Below are 19591 nucleotides of genomic sequence, written 5' to 3'. Positions count from 1 at the left end.
CAAAGGTTTCGCTATTTTGCTATGTCATAGAATTATTTCTCAAATTCTGCTTTTGATTTAGTATCTGCGTATTCTTCAGCAATCTCACTTGAGAGAATGTCATCGTAACTTGGCAATTCAATGTTTTGGCCATATTTGTTACGAAGAGCAGTAGTGACCAAACGGTAGGCAAGGTTGGCGTTACGAGAAAGAATTGGTCCATGGAAGTAGCTACCATAAACATTTTTATAGTGGACCCCTTCAGTACCATCTTCCTTGTTATTACCATTACCGTAGACCACTTTGCCAAGTGGTTTTTCATCATCAGAAAGGAAGGTACGCCCTTGGTGATTTTCAAAACCATAGTAAGTTTCATCAAACTCTTCGTTATGGATTTTGATATCACCAATGTAACGGTTATTTTCTTGATTAAGGGTGTAGTGGCCCATGACGCCGATACCATCAATACGAACACCGTTAGCCTGGATGTAATATTGTCCAAGAAGTTGGAAACCACCACAGATGGCTAGGATTACTTTATTATCTTGGATGAATTGACCAATGGCATCACGTTTAGATGGGAGATCTTTGGCAACGATAGATTGTTCGTAGTCTTGACCACCTCCAAAGAAGACCATGTCGTAGTGGTCCTTGTCGAAGTCATCTCCAACTGAAACAATGTCGAAGGTCATCTTAGCACCAAGTTTTTCACCCACGTATTTGATCATAAGGACATTACCGTTGTCACCGTAGGTATTGAGCAGATTCCCATAAAGATGGGCGACATTAAGGTCATAGGTGTAGTCACGATTTTCTGGAGATTTGAGTGAAGTATAGGTCATTAGTTCATCTCCTTTCCAACAGCATGACGTTGAGCAAGAATGTCACGGAATTCAAGCATGGCAGTATAGGTCGCCAAGATATAGGCATGGTCGCAATCTTGTTTTTCAATCAAAGCCATAATATCTTCAAGTTTTTCTGCTTGCGTAATCTTATCCTCTGGATAGCCAGTCACACGAAGGCGGCGAGCAATTTCAGAATGGCGAACACCACCAGCATTAATCTCAGGGATATCCATCTCGAGAATGCTTTCAAAGTTGGCATCCCAAATCCAGCTGGTGTCAATACCATCAGCATAGTTAGCATTAAGAAGGACTGACAAGCTAAATGGATAATCTGCAAGTTTAATCATGTCAAGAGCTTGGCTGGCTCCTACGGGATTCTTAATTAGTACGAGGGTACATGATTTGTCACCAATCTTAAAAGTTTCTTGGCGTCCAAAGACAGCACGGCTCTTATCAAAACCAGCTTTGATTTGCTCTGGAGCTACTCCGAAGAATTCAGCGACAGAAACAGCAGCAAGGGCATTGTAGATGTTATAAAGACCACCGACATTAATCTTGTAATCTTGTCCATCAATAACAAATTCAGAAGTAGTGTTGGTGATTTTAGTCAACTCTGTCAGCTTATAATCTAATTCTGGACGGTGGAAGTCACAGTTAAGGCACACATAGTCTCCCAAGTTAGCGTAAGTATTAAGGCGATACTGAAGAATACTCTCACATTTAGGGCAGACAATACCTTCAGTATTATAATGAGCCAGCTCTGGATCATGTTTTTCAGTGTCAAAACCGTAGAAACGCACGGGATTGACTACCTCTTTAGAATTGAAAAGAGGACTGTCTCCATTAGCCAAAATAGTAGCCTCAGGCGCCTTAGCAGCACCATCTAAAATCATCTGATAAGTGGTATAGATTTCACCATAGCGGTCCATTTGGTCACGGAAAATATTTGTGAAAACAAAAAGACTTGGAGTGATGTATTCAGTGATTTTTGGAAGGCTGGCCTCGTCAATTTCCAAGACAGCAATTTTCTTACCAGACTTGGCTTTTTTAGCTGTTAGGAAAGTAGAAGTGATCCCTGTGATCATGTTGGCCCCACTAGGATTGGTCACAATCTCACCAAAAGCTTCTTTAAGAATACCTACTGTCAAAGCTGTTGTCAGAGTCTTACCGTTGGTTCCAGTGACAACGACAATCTCGTAGTTCTTGGCTAAAGTGTCTAAAATATCTTTGTCAAATTTAAGGGCAATTTTTCCAGGCAGGGTTGAACCACGTCCCAATTTTGAAAGGACGAAATGGCTAGCTTTACCCGCCAGAATTCCCATGGTAGTTTTCATAGTCATGAATTTATTTTATCACAAAAAGTAGTGATTGTAGTCTCAAAATAGTTAGAATTCGTGGTATAATAGAAACTGTTTAAAAATTAAAAGAAAGTGTGATATGTATGGGAATACTTTCGTCCATTGATATTGATTTTTGGCGGTCACTCTTCGATAGTCCGCTGAAAGTTATCGTCAATAGTTTGGACATATTGATTGTTGCTTTTTTAATTTATCGCTTTATTAGGGCCCTACGAGGGACAAAAATTATGACCCTTGTTCAAGGGGTTGTCTTATTTATTTTTGTCAAACTGATTTCTGATTTTATAGGCTTCACGACGATTTCTTATTTGATGAATCAGGTCATCAACTATGGAGCCATTGCGGCGGTTGTGATCTTTGCGCCAGAGCTTCGTTCTGCACTTGAAACCTTTGGGCGTACGCCTCAGCATTTTTTGCAAAGTAAAGAGGTTAGTTCAGACGAGAAGTTGGTTCAAGCCTTTGTTAAAGCTGTTAAGTACATGAGTCCTCGTAAGATTGGGGCCTTGGTTTCTATTGAACAGACTCAGACCTTACAAGAGCAGATTGCGACGGGGATTCCGCTTGATGCGGTGGTGACTGGGGAACTATTAATTAATATTTTCATCCCAAATACACCGCTTCATGATGGAGCAGTTATCATCAGAGATAACAAGGTTGCGACGGCTTGTTCTTATCTGCCATTGACGGAATCTAATAAGATTTCCAAAGAGTTTGGAACTAGGCACAGAGCTGCTATTGGTCTTTCAGAACAAACAGATGCGCTTACCTTTGTTGTTTCCGAGGAGACTGGTGCGATTTCCATTGCTTACAAGGGAAATTTCATACACGATCTCTCCGTTCAAGAATTTGAACAAGAGTTGAGTCTTATCTTGTTGAAAGAACAAGAACCACGTCAGTCATTCTTCCAACGTTGGATTGGAGGTAGCAAAAAATGAAGTGTTTTGTAAATTTCTTTAAAAACGATCGTTTATGGCAGATACTAGTTGCACTCTTCTTTGCTGTAGTACTCTTTTTCACAGCCTGGTCGGGGAACGCGCAAAATAAACAGAATAGTTCAAGTGCATCTAATACCTTTACACAAACCATTGAGTCGGTTCCTGTGGATATAAAATATGATAGTGATAAGTACTTTATCAGTGGTTATTCCTATGATGCCGAAGTCTATTTGACGGCGACAACACAGCTGGCTTTAACGACTGAGACAAGTAGTGATACACGTCACTTTAAATTAGTTGCTGATTTGTCAAATTTAGGCCAAGGAACCAGTCGAGTACCTATTCAGGTTAAGGATCTTCCAGCCGGAATGTCTGCGCAGGTATCTCCATCAACCTTGACGGCAACTATTGGCAAAAAAGCCAGCAAGACCTTTGATGTAGTAGCTAATATTACATCAGATAAGTTGGCAAATGGTTATGAAGTGAAAAAAGTTAGCCTGGATGAAACCAAGGTAGAAGTGACGTCGAGTGAAGATATCATTAACCAGATTGACCATGTTCAAGCAGTATTGGAAGGTGATTCCAACCTGTCTGAAGATTATGATGGTAACCTGGTTCTTCAAGCCGTTTCGGCAAATGGAACAGTCCTAGCAAGTTCTATCTCACCAGCTAAGGTACACGCCAAGATTAATTTGAGAAAATTAAGCAAATCTGTTCCTGTCAAGGTTGAACTGACTGGAGATAAGGCTAGCAATGTGTCTAATATCAGCTATAGCTTTGATCGTGGGCATGTGACTATCGTTGGTAGCCAAGAAGCTATGGATAAGATTGATAGCATCACAGTCCCTGTGGACATTAGCCAAGTGACTAAGGATACTTCAAAAACAATAGACCTTAAGGCAGAAGGTGTTACGGTTCAGCCTGGCACTGTTAAGGTTAACTTAAAAGTCACGCAAAAATAGGGGAGTTACATTTTCCCCAAATTCATGTATAATGGATGGGACTGAGAGGGCCTAATCTCATAAAAATGTAACCAATTAAAAATGTTTAAAATCAAGGGTTGAAAATATTGGCGAAATCTTATAAAGTTAGATTATCTAGATAGATTTCACTAGATTGACTCTTGCTAAACAGCATCACAGTTTAAGGAGGATTTAGTGCTCAAGCACTAATAATAAAATTATGGGTAAATATTTTGGAACAGACGGTGTTCGTGGAGAAGCAAACGTTGAACTTACGCCTGAATTGGCCTTTAAATTAGGTCGTTTTGGTGGTTATGTGCTTAGCCAACATGAGACTGGCCGTCCTAAAGTTTTTGTGGCACGTGATACACGTATTTCTGGTGAGATGTTGGAATCTGCCTTAGTAGCAGGTTTGCTCTCAGTGGGTATTGAAGTCTACAAACTTGGAGTACTTGCAACACCTGGTGTCTCATATTTGGTTCGTACAGAAAATGCAAGTGCCGGTGTTATGATTTCAGCCAGCCATAATCCAGCTCTTGATAATGGCATCAAGTTCTTTGGTGGTGATGGCTTTAAATTGGATGATGCGCGTGAAGCGGAAATTGAAGCCCTTCTCGATGCTGCAGAAGATACGCTTCCACGCCCTTCAGCTGAAGGACTTGGAACCCTTGTGGATTATCCAGAGGGTCTTCGTAAATACGAAAAATTCTTGGTGGCTACAGGTGTTGACCTTGGTGGCATGAAAGTTGCCTTGGATGCGGCCAACGGTGCGGCTGCGGTATCTGCACGTAACATTTTCCTTGACTTGAACGCAGAAATCGCTGTCATTGGTGACCAACCTGATGGCCTTAACATCAATGCTGGTGTTGGTTCGACACACCCAGAGCAGTTGCAAAACTTGGTTAAAGAAACTGGCTCAGCTATCGGTCTTGCCTTTGATGGTGACAGTGACCGTCTCATCGCTGTTGACGAAAATGGTGATATTGTTGATGGTGACAAGGTGATGTACATCATCGGTAAACATTTGTCACAAAAAGGCCAGTTGGCTAAAAATACCATCGTGACAACAGTTATGTCAAACCTTGGTTTCCACAAGGCACTTGACCGTGAAGGTATTAACAAGGCAGTGACTGCTGTTGGTGACCGTTACGTTGTCGAAGAAATGCGTAAAAACGGCTACAACCTTGGTGGTGAACAATCTGGACACGTTATTATCATGGATTACAACACAACTGGTGATGGCCAATTGACAGCAATCCAATTGACTAAAGTCATGGTTGAAACAGGTAAGAGCTTGTCTGAATTGGCTTCAGAAGTGACTATCTATCCACAAAAATTGGTTAATATCCGTGTGGAAAATAGCATGAAAGATAAGGCTATGGAAGTTCCTGCAATTGCGGCTATCATTGAAAAAATGGAAGCTGAGATGGCTGGAAATGGCCGTATCTTGGTTCGTCCAAGTGGTACAGAACCTCTCCTTCGTGTTATGGCAGAAGCACCAACAGATGATGAAGTGAATTACTACGTTGATACGATTGCTGATGTTGTTCGTGCAGAAATTGGATTGGACTAAGTATGATAGCTAAACTGAGAGCCTTCATGGCTACCGAAGTTTTCAAGTACCTTTTCTTTGGTGTCTTGGCAACTTTGGTCTATATGGTTAGTCGTACTTTGATTTTCCAGTTTACTCAACAAGGAACACTTTCAGCAGTCTTAGCAAATGCGATTGCCATTATCTTTGCCTTTTTTACAAATGACATGTTTGTCTTTAATCAGGAAAAGACAGGTATGGTCACGCGCTTTGTTAAGTTCGTGGGAGCCCGCCTCTTGACCTTGGTCTTGGATTTGGCTCTGGCCTATTTCTTGGTTGATACCTATCCAGAAATTATTGGTCAATTTGTTGGTCATAGTCATGCTTGGGTAAATGGTATCGAGAGTTTGTTCTCTCAGGTCCTTATCATTGTATTGAACTACATTATTTCTAAATTTTTCGTCTTTACAGGCGAGAAAGTATAAACAAAAAGGAAGTTGTTAGGAAATGTGTTAAAAGCATTTCTTACCAACCTCCTTTTTTGATATAATTGAAGAGACTTAAAAAAATAGAAAGATGAAACATGTACGTACAATTATCTCAACGCCTCAAGGACGTAGCAACCTATGTTCCGAAAGGCGCAAAACTCTTGGATGTAGGCAGTGATCATGCCTATCTTCCGATTTATTTACTTGAAAAAGGTTTGATTACTTCAGCTATTGCTGGTGAAGTGGTAAAAGGCCCTTATGAATCTGCTCTTGCTAATGTCTCAGCTTCTGGTTTCCAAGATAAAATCGACGTGCGCTTGGCTAATGGCTTGGCTGCCTTCGAACCTGCTGATGAGGTAACAACTATCACGATTTGTGGCATGGGAGGACGTCTTATTGCGGATATCCTAGATGCTGGAAAGGACAAACTAACAGGCGTAGACCGTCTGATTTTACAACCAAATAATCGTGAAGATGATCTCCGTATTTGGTTGATGGAAAATGGTTTTGAGATTATTGCCGAATCCATCATGACTGAAAATGGCAAATACTACGAAATCATGGTGGCAGAAGCTGGACATATGAGCCTTTCAGACAAGGAAGTGCGTTTTGGTCCTCATCTCATGAAAGAACAATCTCAGGTTTTCCAGCTCAAATGGCAGCGAGAAATCAATAAACTTGAGATTGCCTTAGGATCCATTCCTCTTGCCAATCAGACTGACCGTGCAGCTATTGAAGATAAAATTCAAACCATTAAGGAGGTTTTGAACCATGTTAGCTAGTGAACTTATCAAGACTTATGAGGAATTTTGTCCACAGGAGCTTTCCATGGAAGGTGATGTGGTTGGCTTGCAAATTGGCAGTCTGGATAAGGAGATTCAGAAGGTCATGGTTACCTTGGATGTTCGTGAAAATACAGTAGCTGAAGCTATTGAAAAAGGTGTGGACCTTATCATTGCTAAACACGCTCCAATTTTCCGTCCAGTTAAGGATTTGGTCTCTTCGCCTGACCGAGATATTTTGCTTGACCTGGTTAAGCATGATATTGCAGTCTATGTGAGTCATACTAATATTGATGTTGTCAATGATGGGCTTAATGATTGGTTTTGTGACATACTTGACATTAAAGACACCACTTATTTAACACAGACTTCTGAAAATCATGGAATCGGTCGAGTGGGTGATATCGTGCCACAGACCATTGAAGAACTTGCTCTTAAAGTAAAAGCAGTTTTTGGCTTGGACAGTGTTCGCTTGGTTCGTTATGACCATAATAATCCTCTTGTTAGCCGTGTGGCTATTTGTGGGGGTAGTGGTCAAGGATTTTACAAGGATGCTTTGAAAAAGGGCGCACAAGTCTTTATCACTGGTGATGTTTACTACCATACAGGGCAAGAAATGATTACTAATGGTCTCTTGGCTATTGACCCTGGGCACCATGTTGAAGCCCTCTTTATCTCAAAGATTGCTGAAAAACTTGAGGCTTGGAAACGTGAGCATGATTGGAATGTGACCATACTTGAGAGTCAGTCCTCAACTAATCCTTTTGATCATTTGTAGGAGGATGTGTCTTTGACTTGGCTTTTACATCAAAATGTGGTCTTTTTGGCCTTACTTGCAGGTCTTTTTACTTGGGGCTGTACCATTGTCGGTTCGGCCATTGTTTTCTTCTTCAAGAATATTAGTCGTAAATTGTTAGATATCATGATGGGCTTTGCGGCTGGTGTCATGATTGCGGCCTCTTTTTGGTCACTTTTGGATCCCTCTTTAACCTATGCGACTCAAAATGGCTATGGGAAATGGTCCTGGTTCCCTGCGGCAGCTGGCTTCTTGCTTGGTGGTGTTGCCCTCCGTTTAATTGATGCCGTCGTTCCTCATTTGCATTTAGGAAATGACATCTCAAAAGCAGAAGGGATTCAACCTCGTAAGAAAAAGTTGTCTAAAACAGCCTTGCTCTTTTTGGCTATCACGATTCATAATTTTCCAGAGGGATTGGCGGTTGGTGTTACCTTTGGTGCCCTAGCTGGTGGGAATATGACACTTGCTGGTCTCATGGGAGCCATTGGTCTAGCTATCGGTATTGGTTTGCAGAATGTCCCTGAAGGTGCAGCCCTCTCTATTCCTATTCGAGCAGATGGAAAATCTCGTATCAAGGCCTTTTATTGGGGATCTATGTCAGCCATCGTGGAGCCTATAGGGGCTGTTATGGGAGCTGCTCTTGTTATGTGGATGATGGCGATTATTCCTTATGCTTTGGCTTTTGCGGCTGGTGCCATGATCTTTGTGGTAACGGAGGAATTGATTCCTGAATCACAAACCAATGGTAATACTGACGTCACCACCTTAGGACTCATGGTTGGCTTTGTCGTCATGATGGTCATGGACGTGGCCTTAGGTTAAAAATACTAGAGAGCTGTGCCTATTGATATAGGACTCAGCTCTTTTCAAATAGATGGAGTAAAAAATGAAAATAGCAATTGTTGGTGCAGGTATCGTCGGTTCAACGGCTGCCTACTACTTATCAAAAGAAAAAGACGCAGAGGTTACAGTATTTGATCATGGTCTCGGGCAAGCCACCAAGGCGGCAGCAGGGATTATCAGCCCCTGGTTTTCCAAGCGTCGTAATAAAGCCTGGTATCGAATGGCCCGTTTGGGAGCCGATTTTTACCAAGATTTAGTTTCAGATCTTGAAAATGATGGTTATGACACGAGCTTCTATGATCAGTCTGGTGTAGCCCTTCTCAAGAAAGATGATAGTAAGTTGGACGGTTTGTATCAGCATGCAGAAACTAGGCTAGAAGAATCACCCATTATTGGTGAACTCTCTATAAAAAATGCTGCCGACCTCCCTGAATTTACTGGATTTGACCGTTATCTCTATGCTTCTGGAGGTGCCAGAGTGGAGGGGGCAGAATTAACATCTACTTTGATTGAGGCCTCTGGTTTTGAAAAGGTAGAGGGTCTAGTCATACTATCTCCTCTTGATAATGGCACTTACGAGATTAATGGGCAAACTTTTGATAAGGTCATTCTCGCTTGTGGTGCCTGGCTAGGTCAAACACTCGAGCCCCTTGGTTTTGACGTAGATGTTCGCCCCCAAAAGGGGCAATTGCGCGACTATTTCTTTGAGGGCATGGATACTGGTAGATTACCTGTTCTGATGCCAGAGGGCGAATTGGATGTCATTCCTTTTGCTGGTGGAAAGATTTCGGTAGGGGCCAGCCATGAAAATGACCAAGGCTTTGATTTGACAGTTGATGAGACTGTACTTGCAAGTCTGGAGGAAGAGGCTAAGACCTATTTCCCTGACTTAAGTACGGCCAAGTCCTTCTCAGAACGTGTGGGAACTAGAGCCTACACGAGTGATTTCTCACCTTTCTTTGGAGAAGTTCCAGAGCTTGAGGGTGTCTTTGTCGCCTCTGGTTTAGGATCTTCAGGACTTACGACAGGGCCACTTATTGGAAAAAATTTGGTTGATTTGGTTATGAACCGATCTGGTAGTTTGGACAGTGCAGATTATCCAGTGGCTCAGTACGTTAAGAAAAAAGACTAATAGTATTAAAGCCCTCCAATATATTGAAATTTATGAATCAGTTAGCTATTTCTCCTTATTGAGGGATGCTAGCTGATTCTTTTTATTAGAATTTCTTTGCATCTATTTCTTATTTGATTAGAAAATGATAAAATAGTAACTGTTCATCGATTGTAGGTGAATACTAATAAAAAAGGGGAGGGACTATGTTCCAAAAAGTTAAAGTATATGTGACAGTCCTTGTTACTTTGCTAGCCATAAGTTTAGGCCTATCTGTCAAAGCAGGGGCAGCAGAAGACTTGGCTGTGACAAAGACAAGTATTGTTCTAGAAAGTTATGAGTTTGGACCGGCTGTAACCAAAGTCATTTTTGAATTTAATCAGAAGGTCACGCCAGAGGTTGTCCACAGCTCAACTCAGGTTACAACAGCAGGGGTCAGTCGTCAGGTAACGAACTCTTATGTTTCTGATGATAAGGGGCATGTGGTCTATTATGACAATAGCAAGTACGTGACGCTTGAATTGAGCCTACCGTCTTATAACCGCTACAACATGGGTGGGAATGCTGAACCTATGTATTTCAACCTTTCTACTTGGACTAACCAATGGCTGGAAAGTTATATGGTATCAATGAAAGACTTGTCAGTAGTGGCAGAAGGTAGTAGTCAGTCACAGATGGTTTCATCTGAGCAAGATGCCATCAACAATCGTTTGATGCCAACGACGGAGGTTTTCGACGAGCGAGGAGAGGTAGGTAACATGCAGTATGCGGCTTATAGTGCCCAGACTGGTACAGGGAATAGCACCAAACCATTGATAGTCTGGTTACACGGTATTGGTGAAAGAGGGACAGATATGAATATTCCGCTTCTTTCAAATGACGTCTATGCGCTTACCCAGCCTGAGATTCAAGGCCATTTCTTAACAACTGGTGATCAGGCGCGTGGGGTTAATGTTCTGGCTGTTCAAACGCAGACACCTTGGGGATCAGATAATGCAGCCCAACTCAAAGAGACCATTGATACCTACCTAGCTAATCACCCTGAGGTAGATAAGGGACGAATCTATCTTGCGGGAGTTTCAAATGGTGGTGGTATGGTCTTGACCATGGGAGCAACCTATCCAGATTATTTTGCAGCTCTCATTCCAATAGCAGCGCCACTAACTGTTGACCAATCTGGAATTGATAAACTGAAGAACCAGCCTATGTGGTTGATTCACACAAAGGCAGACGCAACAGTCCAACCAGAAAATAGTGTCTTGCCTTTATATAAGAGCTTGATTACCTCTGGAGCTACTAACAAGTGGTTCTCATACTTTGAAACAGCTACTGGGACTGATCTTCCTGGGACAGAGTATGATGGGCATTGGGCTTGGATTTATTTCTTCCATGACCAGGTGATTGGCGTTCAGCATCCTGAAAATACGAAAAATTGGGACGGTTACAGCGGTATGGTAGCCACCGATCCAACTAATGGAGGTGGCTCTCGTGCCAGTGTCAATGGACAAACTTATAACAGTATCTTTGACTGGATGAGTGCACAAAGACACTAAGAGGATGATAATCACACTCCCCAAAGGGAATATTACAAGATATTATCCTCAATCTAAAGGGGTTTCAATCGAAATCCTTTTTTAGATTGGATTAAGAAAATGGGCACTTGTGATTTTCTTAATGAAAGCTTAAGAACATAGGGTTTACCGTGACAAGAGGGCTGAAAAATGCTAAAATATAGATAATATATTAGAGAAAAAAGGAGCCTTCTTATGAAAGGTATTATTCTTGCAGGTGGTTCAGGGACACGTTTGTATCCATTGACACGTGCTGCATCAAAACAACTGATGCCGATTTACGATAAACCAATGATTTACTATCCACTCTCAACGCTTATGTTGGCTGGTATTAAGGAAATTCTCATCATCTCAACGCCACAGGACCTTCCACGTTTTGAAGAGCTTCTTGGTGATGGTTCTGAGTTCGGTATTTCACTTTCTTACGCAGTACAACCAAGCCCAGATGGATTGGCTCAAGCCTTTATCATTGGTGAAGACTTCATTGGTGACGATAGTGTTGCACTTGTCCTCGGGGATAACATTTTCCATGGCAATGGTCTTTCTGCCATGCTTCAACGTGCTGAAGCTAAGGAAAAAGGTGCCACAGTCTTTGGTTATCAAGTTAAGGACCCAGAACGTTTTGGAGTTGTTGAGTTTGACGACAATATGAATGCCATCTCTATCGAGGAAAAACCTGAGCATCCAAAATCAAACTTTGCTGTAACTGGTCTTTATTTCTATGACAATGATGTTGTGGAAATTGCCAAAAATATCAAGCCAAGCCCTCGTGGCGAACTTGAAATCACGGATGTTAACAAGGCTTACTTAGAACGTGGAGATCTCTCTGTTGAGCTAATGGGACGTGGCTTTGCTTGGTTGGATACAGGCACTCATGAAAGCCTCTTGCAAGCTGCTCAATACATTGAAACAGTTCAACGTTTGCAAAATGTCCAAGTAGCTAACCTTGAAGAGATTGCCTATCGCATGGGTTATATCACTAAAGAACAGGTTCTTGAATTGGCACAACCACTTAAGAAAAACGAATACGGACAATATTTGCTCCGTTTGATTGGAGAAGCATAATGACTGAACAATTTTTTGGTAAAGAACTAGCTGCCCGCAAGATTGATGCTATCCCAGGTCTGCTTGAATTTGATATTCCTGTTCATGGAGATAACCGTGGATGGTTCAAGGAAAACTTCCAAAAGGAAAAGATGTTGCCACTTGGTTTTCCAGAGTCATTCTTTGCAGAAGGAAAATTGCAAAATAACGTTTCTTTCTCACGTAAAAATGTTTTGCGTGGCTTGCACGCTGAGCCTTGGGATAAATACATCTCAGTAGCAGATGAAGGAAAGGTTCTTGGAACTTGGGTTGACCTCCGTGAAGGCGAAACGTTTGGGAATACTTACCAAACTGTTATTGATGCCTCAAAAGGAATCTTTGTTCCTCGTGGTGTTGCCAATGGTTTCCAAGTTTTGTCTGACAAAGTGTCATATAGCTACCTCGTAAACGATTACTGGGCACTTGAACTTAAACCTAAATATGCCTTTGTCAACTACGCTGACCCAAGCCTTGATATTAAGTGGGAAAACTTGGAAGAAGCAGAAGTCTCAGAAGCAGATAAAAATCACCCATTGCTCAAAGACGTTAAACCACTAAGAGCAGAAGATTTGTAAGAATAAACCTTGCACAGTATTTTTGCGACTGCAAGGAGCCTGGTAGTATCGTTCCTGCCCTAGTGATAACAAGATTGCCGTAGGGAATCTTGTAGGGAAATCCGGAGACTTCGGCTTCGGATTTAGCCATGAAACCGAAGGGTTGCTGGCGTCCCTCACTAGCGAAAGGAACGATAAAAAAACTAAAATTTTTGGAGAAAAAATGACTGAATATAAAAATATCATCGTAACTGGTGGCGCAGGTTTCATCGGTTCAAACTTCGTACACTATGTCTACAACAATCATCCAGACGTTCATGTGACTGTCCTTGACAAACTCACTTACGCTGGTAACCGTGCCAACATTGAAGAAATCCTTGGTGACCGTGTTGAATTGGTTGTTGGTGATATTGCTGATGCTGAATTGGTTGATAAATTGGCTGCTAAGGCTGATGCTATCGTTCACTATGCGGCTGAAAGCCACAATGATAATTCATTGAACGACCCATCACCATTTATCCACACAAACTTCATTGGTACTTACACACTCTTGGAAGCTGCTCGTAAATACGATATTCGTTTCCACCACGTATCAACAGACGAAGTGTATGGTGACCTTCCATTGCGCGAAGATCTTCCTGGACACGGTGAAGGTCCTGGTGAAAAATTCACAGCAGAAACAAAATACAACCCATCATCACCTTATTCATCAACTAAGGCTGCTTCAGACCTTATCGTTAAAGCATGGGTGCGTTCATTTGGTGTTAAGGCAACTATTTCAAACTGCTCAAACAACTATGGACCATACCAACACATCGAAAAATTCATTCCACGTCAAATCACCAACATCTTGTCAGGGATTAAACCAAAACTTTATGGTGAAGGTAAAAACGTCCGTGACTGGATTCACACTAACGACCACTCAACTGGTGTTTGGGCTATCCTCACTAAAGGCCGTATCGGTGAAACTTACTTGATTGGTGCCGATGGTGAAAAGAACAACAAGGAAGTGCTCGAGCTTATCCTTGAAAAAATGGGGCAACCCAAAGATGCTTACGATCGTGTAACAGACCGTGCTGGTCATGATTTGCGTTACGCTATTGACTCAACAAAATTGCGTGAAGAACTTGGTTGGGAACCACAATTCACAAACTTTGAATCAGGTTTGGAAGAAACAATCAAGTGGTACACAGATCACCAAGACTGGTGGAAAGCCGAAAAAGAAGCTGTTGAAGCTAACTACGCTAAGACACAAGAAGTGCTTAAATAATTGGGAAATCTATCACTTCCAAGCTAGTGATAGATTTTTCTATTAAGAAATATTAGGAGAGATGATGAATAGAAAAGAATGGATTGAATATTTTGAAGCGATTAATAATCGTAAGCCCACTATTCAGGAGTGTCAGCAGGCCCTTCTAAATGGTGAATTTGTTATGGAAGGAAAACAAGCCACTTTTTCCAACAATGGAAAGTCTGTGACTGAAGAAGTCATGCCTTTACCAAATCAAATGAGTGGTCAAATGGTCAACCCAGCTTATTCACAGCAAATGGTCTTTGTTAAGAAGAAAAAGTTTGGCAAGAAGACTTTTATTGGTCTTGGGATTGCTTTATTTCTTGTTGTAGCAACAAGTCTTGGCCTCTTTTTGTTTTCTTCCAAAGGAACAAACTTGGGTGGCTTGTGGGTAAATGGTAATAATGCTGGTTTGGTTTATGAGTTAAGTGGGAAAAAGTCAAAACTTGTTGCAGGCCATAGGGAAGAAGAAATCAAAGAAATCTCTATTGGCCAGAAAGTAAGACAGAAGTTTGAAACAAGCTTAGAGGACGTCAGTGATTCAAAACTAAAAACGATTGCTGATTTTGACAAGAAATACCAATTACAGACAAAAGAGATCATCCTGGTAAAGACGAAAGTGTTTGGATACTATAATCTGATTCAGAAAGATGGGACAAACTTAGTTCTAGATTTATTCTTATCAGACCTCTACTACGGATCAAGAAGTACCAAAGATTTAAAAAAGAAATGTCTTTTTCATAAGGCAGAGGTTCCAAAAGCCTTTGTTGGTAACTGGAAGAAATTTGATGAGGATGATGACGCCGAAGGAAAAGCTACTATCTCTGAAAATGGTGTTATTTCTACAGATTCCGATGATACAGATATCTTAATTGCTAAACCTTTAAGAGAATATCTGGTGAACAAATCAGGTAAAGTAGATAATGATAAGGTGCAGAAAGAATTTGATAAAATACAGAAGTCTCTTAAGTCACATGGTTATCAGGCTAAGAGTGTTAATGATATCTACCACGATGAGAGAAGTTCCTACTATTTTGCAGTTGTAGATGGTGGCAAGCGCATTGTTATCTTAGAGGATAGCTATGGAGATCTCTATTCAGGTTATATCGAAAGACAAGACAAAGATTAATCACGATACCTCTAGCAGGTAAGAAGTACCTAAATAAGATGCAGAAGCCTATCATTCCTCTAGGAGTGATGGGCTTTTTTTACTTGTAAATACGATATTAACTTATGACAGCGATACAATTAATTACATGATTGTTACAAAAATTACATAAAATACTTGATTTTTGTAACAAAATAGATATAATAGAAATATATATAAGAGGTTTATGAAAATGAAAAGTAAAGTTATCCGTGTTTGTTCCCTTGTTTTGTTGTCTGTAGCTGTTTCTACAGCACTTGTCGGATGTGGCTCTAAGTCAGAAAAAGACACTGCAGCATCATCTACAACGTCAACTTCTAAAGTAATGAAGTCATCTGCTAAAACAAAAACATCTGAGAAGAAGTCTGCTAAAAAGTCAAAGACAGAAGCTTCATCTTCAAAGGATTCTCAAGGTCAAGAAGAAGCGAGTGCTCCTGGAGCTAGCTCTTCAAAAAATCAAGCCTCAGCTGGAAATGATGCTCAAGCAGGGACAAATGGTAGTGTTGCTTCTGAGTCAAACAAGTCTAGTCAAGCAACAGCTGATACCCAAAGTGACGCTCCTGTCCCAGCAGCTTTGGTTGGAACTTGGACTGGTACAAGTCCTCAAGCAACGGACATTAGTTTTACAGTTGATGCTGATGGCAACATCACTTCAAAGGCAAATTTCAATGTCGATTACGAACCCTATCGTCAAAGCTCTACAACTGCAAAAGCTGTTCAAATTTCTGGAAATCTCTACGTTTGGGAGGGTGGCGATTTTTCTACCTTGCTTCCTGGTATTACAGGAATAGGGGGAGCTGGTTTTCAAGCTAAGCCTGGCTTTATTCTTGAAAATGGAACTTACACGCCAGTTCAATTCATCTCTGACTTGGGACCAACCTTTGATTATAGCAACTATAATGCTTTCCCATTCTCATTAACAAAATAAAGAATAGAAGCTATCTGGAGAGATGGCTTCTTTTTTGGCTCAAACTCTTATCATTCGAGGTCTCATTTCTGTTTAAAAAATGGTAGAATAGTTACATGCAAACAAAACCAACGTCAGCCTATGTGCACATTCCATTTTGCACACAAATTTGTTATTATTGTGACTTTTCCAAGGTCTTTATTAAAAATCAGCCCGTTGATGACTACCTACGGGCTTTGATTCGTGAGTGGGAGCTTTTAGATATCAAGGAGCTTCGCACCCTTTATATTGGTGGTGGGACACCGACAGCTATTTCTGCGGAGCAATTGGACTACCTTTTAAGCAATCTTCAGAAAAATTTGGATTTGTCTAAGTTGGAGGAGTTTACCATTGAGGCCAATCCTGGGGATTTGACGGTTGATAAGATTGAGGTGCTCAAAAAATCAGCTGTAAATCGCGTATCTTTAGGGGTTCAGACCTTTGATGACAAGCACTTGCGTCAAATTGGTCGCAGTCACAATCAAGCACAGATTTATGAAAGTATTGATAGCTTAAAGGCTGCTGGTTTTCATAATATTTCCATTGACCTTATTTATGCACTACCTGGTCAAACTATGGATCAGGTCAAGGAAAATGTGAGAAAGGCACTGGAACTGGATATTCCACACCTAAGTCTCTATAGTTTGATATTGGAACATCATACGGTCTTTATGAATAAGATGCGTCGGGGTAAGCTCAATCTTCCGACTGAGGACTTGGAGGCAGAGATGTTTGACTATATTATCCAAGAGTTGGAAGACAATGGTTTTGAGCACTACGAGATTTCAAACTTTACCAAACCTGGGATGGAGAGTCGACATAATCTCATGTATTGGAATAATGATGAGTATTATGGTGTGGGTGCTGGAGCCTCTGGTTATGTTAATGGTGTTCGTTATCGCAATAGAGGGCCTATCCAGCATTATCTAAAGGCTATAGCTGAGGATGGTCATGCTAGACTTCACGAGGAGCATCTGACTAAGGCGGAGATGATGGAAGAGGAGTTCTTCCTTGGCTTGCGTAAAAAGTCGGGAGTGTCCATCAAACGTTTTGAAGAGAAGTTTGGCTTGTCATTCGCGGATACTTATGGAGACATTGTGAAAAAACTACAGGAAGATGGGCTCTTGGTCAAGGATCCAGAGGTGGTTCGTATGACCAAACGAGGACTCTTTTTGGGTGATAGTGTCGCTGAGCAATTTATCTTGGAGGATTAGATGGGATTAAAATTTAGTATTTCTTATCAGATTCCGTTTTATGAGACGGATATCACGCATCAGGTGAAATTACCGCACTTATTGGCGTTTTCATTGCAAGTATCTGGTATGCAGTCAGAATCTCTGGGAAATACGGATAAGGACGTTTTTGATAAGTACGGTCTGGTTTGGATTGTGACAGACTATGCGATTGAGATTGACCGTCTGCCTCGCTACAATGAAAAGGTGACCATTACAACGGAAGCTATTTCCTATAATAAGATTTTCTGTTACCGTAATTTTTACATCACAGATGAAACTGGTCAGCAAATTATGCTCTTTAAGACTACCTTTGCTCTCATGGATTATGAAACGCGTAAGGTAGCAGAAGTACCAGATGAGGTGGTAGCACCTTATGGAGCTGATAAGACTAAAAAGTTGCTTAGAGGACCTCGCTATAATGCTTTGGAAAATCCAATTGAGACTTTATATCGTGTGCGTTATTTTGACCTAGACATGAATGGCCACGTTAATAATAGCAAGTACTTGGAGTGGATGTTTGATGTTTTCGATTTGGATTTTTTGATCAAGTACACACCAGCCCATATTGACCTCAAGTATGTTAAGGAAATTCATCATGGATCAGAGATTTATTCAGGCTATGAGTTTGACCAAGAAAGTTTGAGCAGTCAACATCAGATTTGTGTTGATGGCAATATTCATGCTCAGGCCATTATCCAATGGAAAGAAATAGGAGACGAGTAAGATGACATATAAAGGTTATTTGATTGATTTAGATGGAACCATTTACAAGGGGAAGGACCGTATTCCTGAGGGAGAAGCCTTCGTTAAGGAGTTACAGAAGCGTCAGATTCCCTATCTTTTTGTGACTAATAATAGTATGCGTACACCAGAGATGGTGCAAGAGCTTTTGCGTAATCAGTGTGAATTGGAAACACCTCTTGAGACCATTTACACAGCTACTTTGGCGACAGTTGACTACATGAACGATATGAATCGTGGCAAGACGGTTTATGTTATCGGTGAGACTGGGCTTAAATCTGCTATTGCGGATGCAGGTTATACGGTAGACGAAGAAAATCCTGCCTATGTTGTGGTGGGCTTGGACCGTGAAGTCACTTATGAAATGTTGGTTAAAGCAACGCTTGCCATCCATAAAGGAGCTATGTTTATTGGGACAAACCCAGATTTGAATATCCCAACAGAACGCGGCCTTCTTCCAGGTGCCGGTTCCCTTTTAGCCCTTATTGAGGCAGCAACACGCGTGAAACCAATCATTATCGGTAAACCTGAAGCTATTATCATGAACAAGGCTCTTGAAATCCTTGGGACAGAACGTAGCCAAACTATCGTGGTTGGTGACAATTACTTGACTGATATTACAGCTGGCATTAAAAATGACTTTCCAACACTTCTTGTGACAACTGGATTTACCAAGGCGGAAGAGGTTGCGAATTTACCAGTAAAACCCGACCATGTACTTTCTAGTCTAGTGGAGTGGGATTTTGATGCGAACTAAAATTGAGGCTGTTCTGACTCCGATTTGGCTCTTGGCCCTGTCTATCCTAGTGACGATTTATCTGGCATGGGGCTTTTATTATTTTGATATTGATTGGATGCATCTTTTGGACTATGTCATTCTTGGCAAGACAGAGCTCTGGCATGATTTCAATATCCTCATGCAGTACCTGACCTTTCCTTGGGTTGGTCATCTGTCCATGCCTGATTTTACATCATCGGAGAGTGGGCTTAAGCATTTTCATGATGTGAAGTGGCTCTTTCATTTGGTACAGGGGCTTGTTATTCTACTAGCTTATCCAGCAGTAACTTCTCTTTGGCGAAATGTGAAGAAAGGGACCTTTGGTCTTTACGTTAAACTTTATATGAGTCTAGCACTCTTGCCAGTCCTTATTGGGGTTGTGGGGCTTTTTCTCGGATTTGATGAGTTTTTTACGCTCTTTCATGAAGCCCTCTTTCCTGGGGATAGCAGTTGGCTCTTTAATCCAATCTTGGACCCGATTATCAATGTTTTGCCAGAAGAGTACTTTCTTCAGTGCTTTGTGATTTTCTTTATTATTTATGAGGGAATCATGGTGAGCTTGACTTGGTTGGCCCATAAGCAACTTACAATGTATTTGAAAAATAAGGAGTAGTT

20 protein-coding genes are annotated in these 19591 nt (G+C 41.2%); 18 read left to right on the top strand and 2 right to left on the bottom strand.

Features of this window, described 5'->3' with window-relative positions:
- Window positions 1-32 precede the first annotated feature (32 nt).
- Both gatD and murT read right to left on the bottom strand, forming a co-directional pair.
- Window positions 33-821 carry a lipid II isoglutaminyl synthase subunit GatD gene (gatD, locus tag NST80_RS06425; RefSeq protein ID WP_002884008.1) on the bottom strand — a complete coding sequence of 263 codons (789 nt, stop codon included), beginning with the start codon at window positions 819-821 and terminating at the stop codon, window positions 33-35.
- Window positions 821-2164 (bottom strand): lipid II isoglutaminyl synthase subunit MurT, encoded by a 1344-nt coding sequence (gene murT, locus NST80_RS06420; protein ID WP_070579417.1) that lies wholly within the window; start codon window positions 2162-2164, stop codon window positions 821-823. The genes gatD and murT overlap by 1 nt, the downstream gene beginning before the upstream one ends.
- Window positions 2165-2265: 101 nt before the next feature.
- Between murT and cdaA the strand changes: the two genes are divergently transcribed.
- The 18 genes from cdaA (at window position 2266) to NST80_RS06330 (ending at window position 19589) form a co-directional block, all read left to right on the top strand.
- Window positions 2266-3117, top strand: a complete 852-nt coding sequence (gene cdaA / locus NST80_RS06415) for a diadenylate cyclase CdaA (RefSeq protein ID WP_004182702.1) — start codon at window positions 2266-2268, stop codon at window positions 3115-3117.
- Window positions 3114-4079, top strand: coding sequence for a CdaR family protein (locus tag NST80_RS06410; RefSeq protein ID WP_004182701.1), 966 nt, complete (start codon window positions 3114-3116; stop codon window positions 4077-4079). Before cdaA ends, NST80_RS06410 begins: the two co-directional genes overlap by 4 nt.
- A 220-nt stretch (window positions 4080-4299) precedes the next feature.
- Window positions 4300-5652, top strand: a complete 1353-nt coding sequence (gene glmM, locus NST80_RS06405) for a phosphoglucosamine mutase (RefSeq protein ID WP_183138220.1) — start codon at window positions 4300-4302, stop codon at window positions 5650-5652.
- Between the two features lie 2 nt (window positions 5653-5654).
- Window positions 5655-6095, top strand: a complete 441-nt coding sequence (locus NST80_RS06400; protein ID WP_013990768.1) for a GtrA family protein — start codon at window positions 5655-5657, stop codon at window positions 6093-6095.
- A 98-nt stretch (window positions 6096-6193) separates the two neighbouring features.
- Window positions 6194-6880 carry a tRNA (adenine(22)-N(1))-methyltransferase TrmK gene (locus tag NST80_RS06395; RefSeq protein ID WP_004182698.1) on the top strand — a complete coding sequence of 229 codons (687 nt, stop codon included), beginning with the start codon at window positions 6194-6196 and terminating at the stop codon, window positions 6878-6880.
- Window positions 6870-7658 (top strand): Nif3-like dinuclear metal center hexameric protein, encoded by a 789-nt coding sequence (locus NST80_RS06390; RefSeq protein WP_004182697.1) that lies wholly within the window; start codon window positions 6870-6872, stop codon window positions 7656-7658. Before NST80_RS06395 ends, NST80_RS06390 begins: the two co-directional genes overlap by 11 nt.
- A 12-nt stretch (window positions 7659-7670) precedes the next feature.
- Window positions 7671-8498 (top strand): ZIP family metal transporter, encoded by an 828-nt coding sequence (locus tag NST80_RS06385; protein WP_004182696.1) that lies wholly within the window; start codon window positions 7671-7673, stop codon window positions 8496-8498.
- Between the two features lie 64 nt (window positions 8499-8562).
- Window positions 8563-9651: an FAD-binding oxidoreductase gene (locus tag NST80_RS06380; protein WP_004182695.1), complete on the top strand. Its 1089-nt coding sequence runs from the start codon at window positions 8563-8565 to the stop codon at window positions 9649-9651.
- A 185-nt stretch (window positions 9652-9836) separates the two neighbouring features.
- Complete coding sequence (locus tag NST80_RS06375; protein WP_004182694.1) at window positions 9837-11183, top strand: PHB depolymerase family esterase; 1347 nt, start codon at window positions 9837-9839, stop codon at window positions 11181-11183.
- Between the two features lie 213 nt (window positions 11184-11396).
- Window positions 11397-12266: a glucose-1-phosphate thymidylyltransferase RfbA gene (gene rfbA / locus NST80_RS06370; protein WP_002883992.1), complete on the top strand. Its 870-nt coding sequence runs from the start codon at window positions 11397-11399 to the stop codon at window positions 12264-12266.
- Window positions 12266-12859, top strand: a complete 594-nt coding sequence (locus NST80_RS06365; RefSeq protein WP_014633275.1) for a dTDP-4-dehydrorhamnose 3,5-epimerase family protein — start codon at window positions 12266-12268, stop codon at window positions 12857-12859. Before rfbA ends, NST80_RS06365 begins: the two co-directional genes overlap by 1 nt.
- 202 nt (window positions 12860-13061) lie before the next feature.
- Window positions 13062-14108 carry a dTDP-glucose 4,6-dehydratase gene (rfbB, locus tag NST80_RS06360; protein WP_002884100.1) on the top strand — a complete coding sequence of 349 codons (1047 nt, stop codon included), beginning with the start codon at window positions 13062-13064 and terminating at the stop codon, window positions 14106-14108.
- Window positions 14109-14172: 64 nt separating this feature from the next.
- A complete protein-coding gene (locus NST80_RS06355; protein WP_342504572.1) occupies window positions 14173-15258 on the top strand; it encodes a hypothetical protein in 1086 nt (361 codons plus the stop codon).
- Between the two features lie 205 nt (window positions 15259-15463).
- Window positions 15464-16204 (top strand): hypothetical protein, encoded by a 741-nt coding sequence (locus NST80_RS06350; protein WP_037605587.1) that lies wholly within the window; start codon window positions 15464-15466, stop codon window positions 16202-16204.
- Window positions 16205-16299: 95 nt separating this feature from the next.
- Complete coding sequence (gene hemW / locus NST80_RS06345; protein ID WP_004182690.1) at window positions 16300-17436, top strand: radical SAM family heme chaperone HemW; 1137 nt, start codon at window positions 16300-16302, stop codon at window positions 17434-17436.
- Entirely contained in the window at window positions 17437-18180 is a 744-nt protein-coding gene (locus NST80_RS06340) for an acyl-ACP thioesterase domain-containing protein (protein WP_045768869.1), read from the top strand. It abuts the gene before it with no gap.
- 1 nt (window position 18181) lies between these two features.
- On the top strand, window positions 18182-18955 hold the full coding sequence (locus tag NST80_RS06335; RefSeq protein WP_048790757.1) for a TIGR01457 family HAD-type hydrolase: 774 nt from the start codon (window positions 18182-18184) through the stop codon (window positions 18953-18955).
- Entirely contained in the window at window positions 18945-19589 is a 645-nt protein-coding gene (locus NST80_RS06330) for a TIGR01906 family membrane protein (protein ID WP_073686680.1), read from the top strand. The genes NST80_RS06335 and NST80_RS06330 overlap by 11 nt, the downstream gene beginning before the upstream one ends.
- Window positions 19590-19591 lie beyond the last annotated feature (2 nt).

The sequence above is a fragment of the Streptococcus sp. FSL K6-1323 genome (assembly GCF_038630745.1).
Lineage (GTDB): Bacteria > Bacillota > Bacilli > Lactobacillales > Streptococcaceae > Streptococcus > Streptococcus salivarius_D.
Note: the sequence above shows the minus strand (reverse complement) of the source record. Positions and strands in the feature narration are given on the sequence as shown.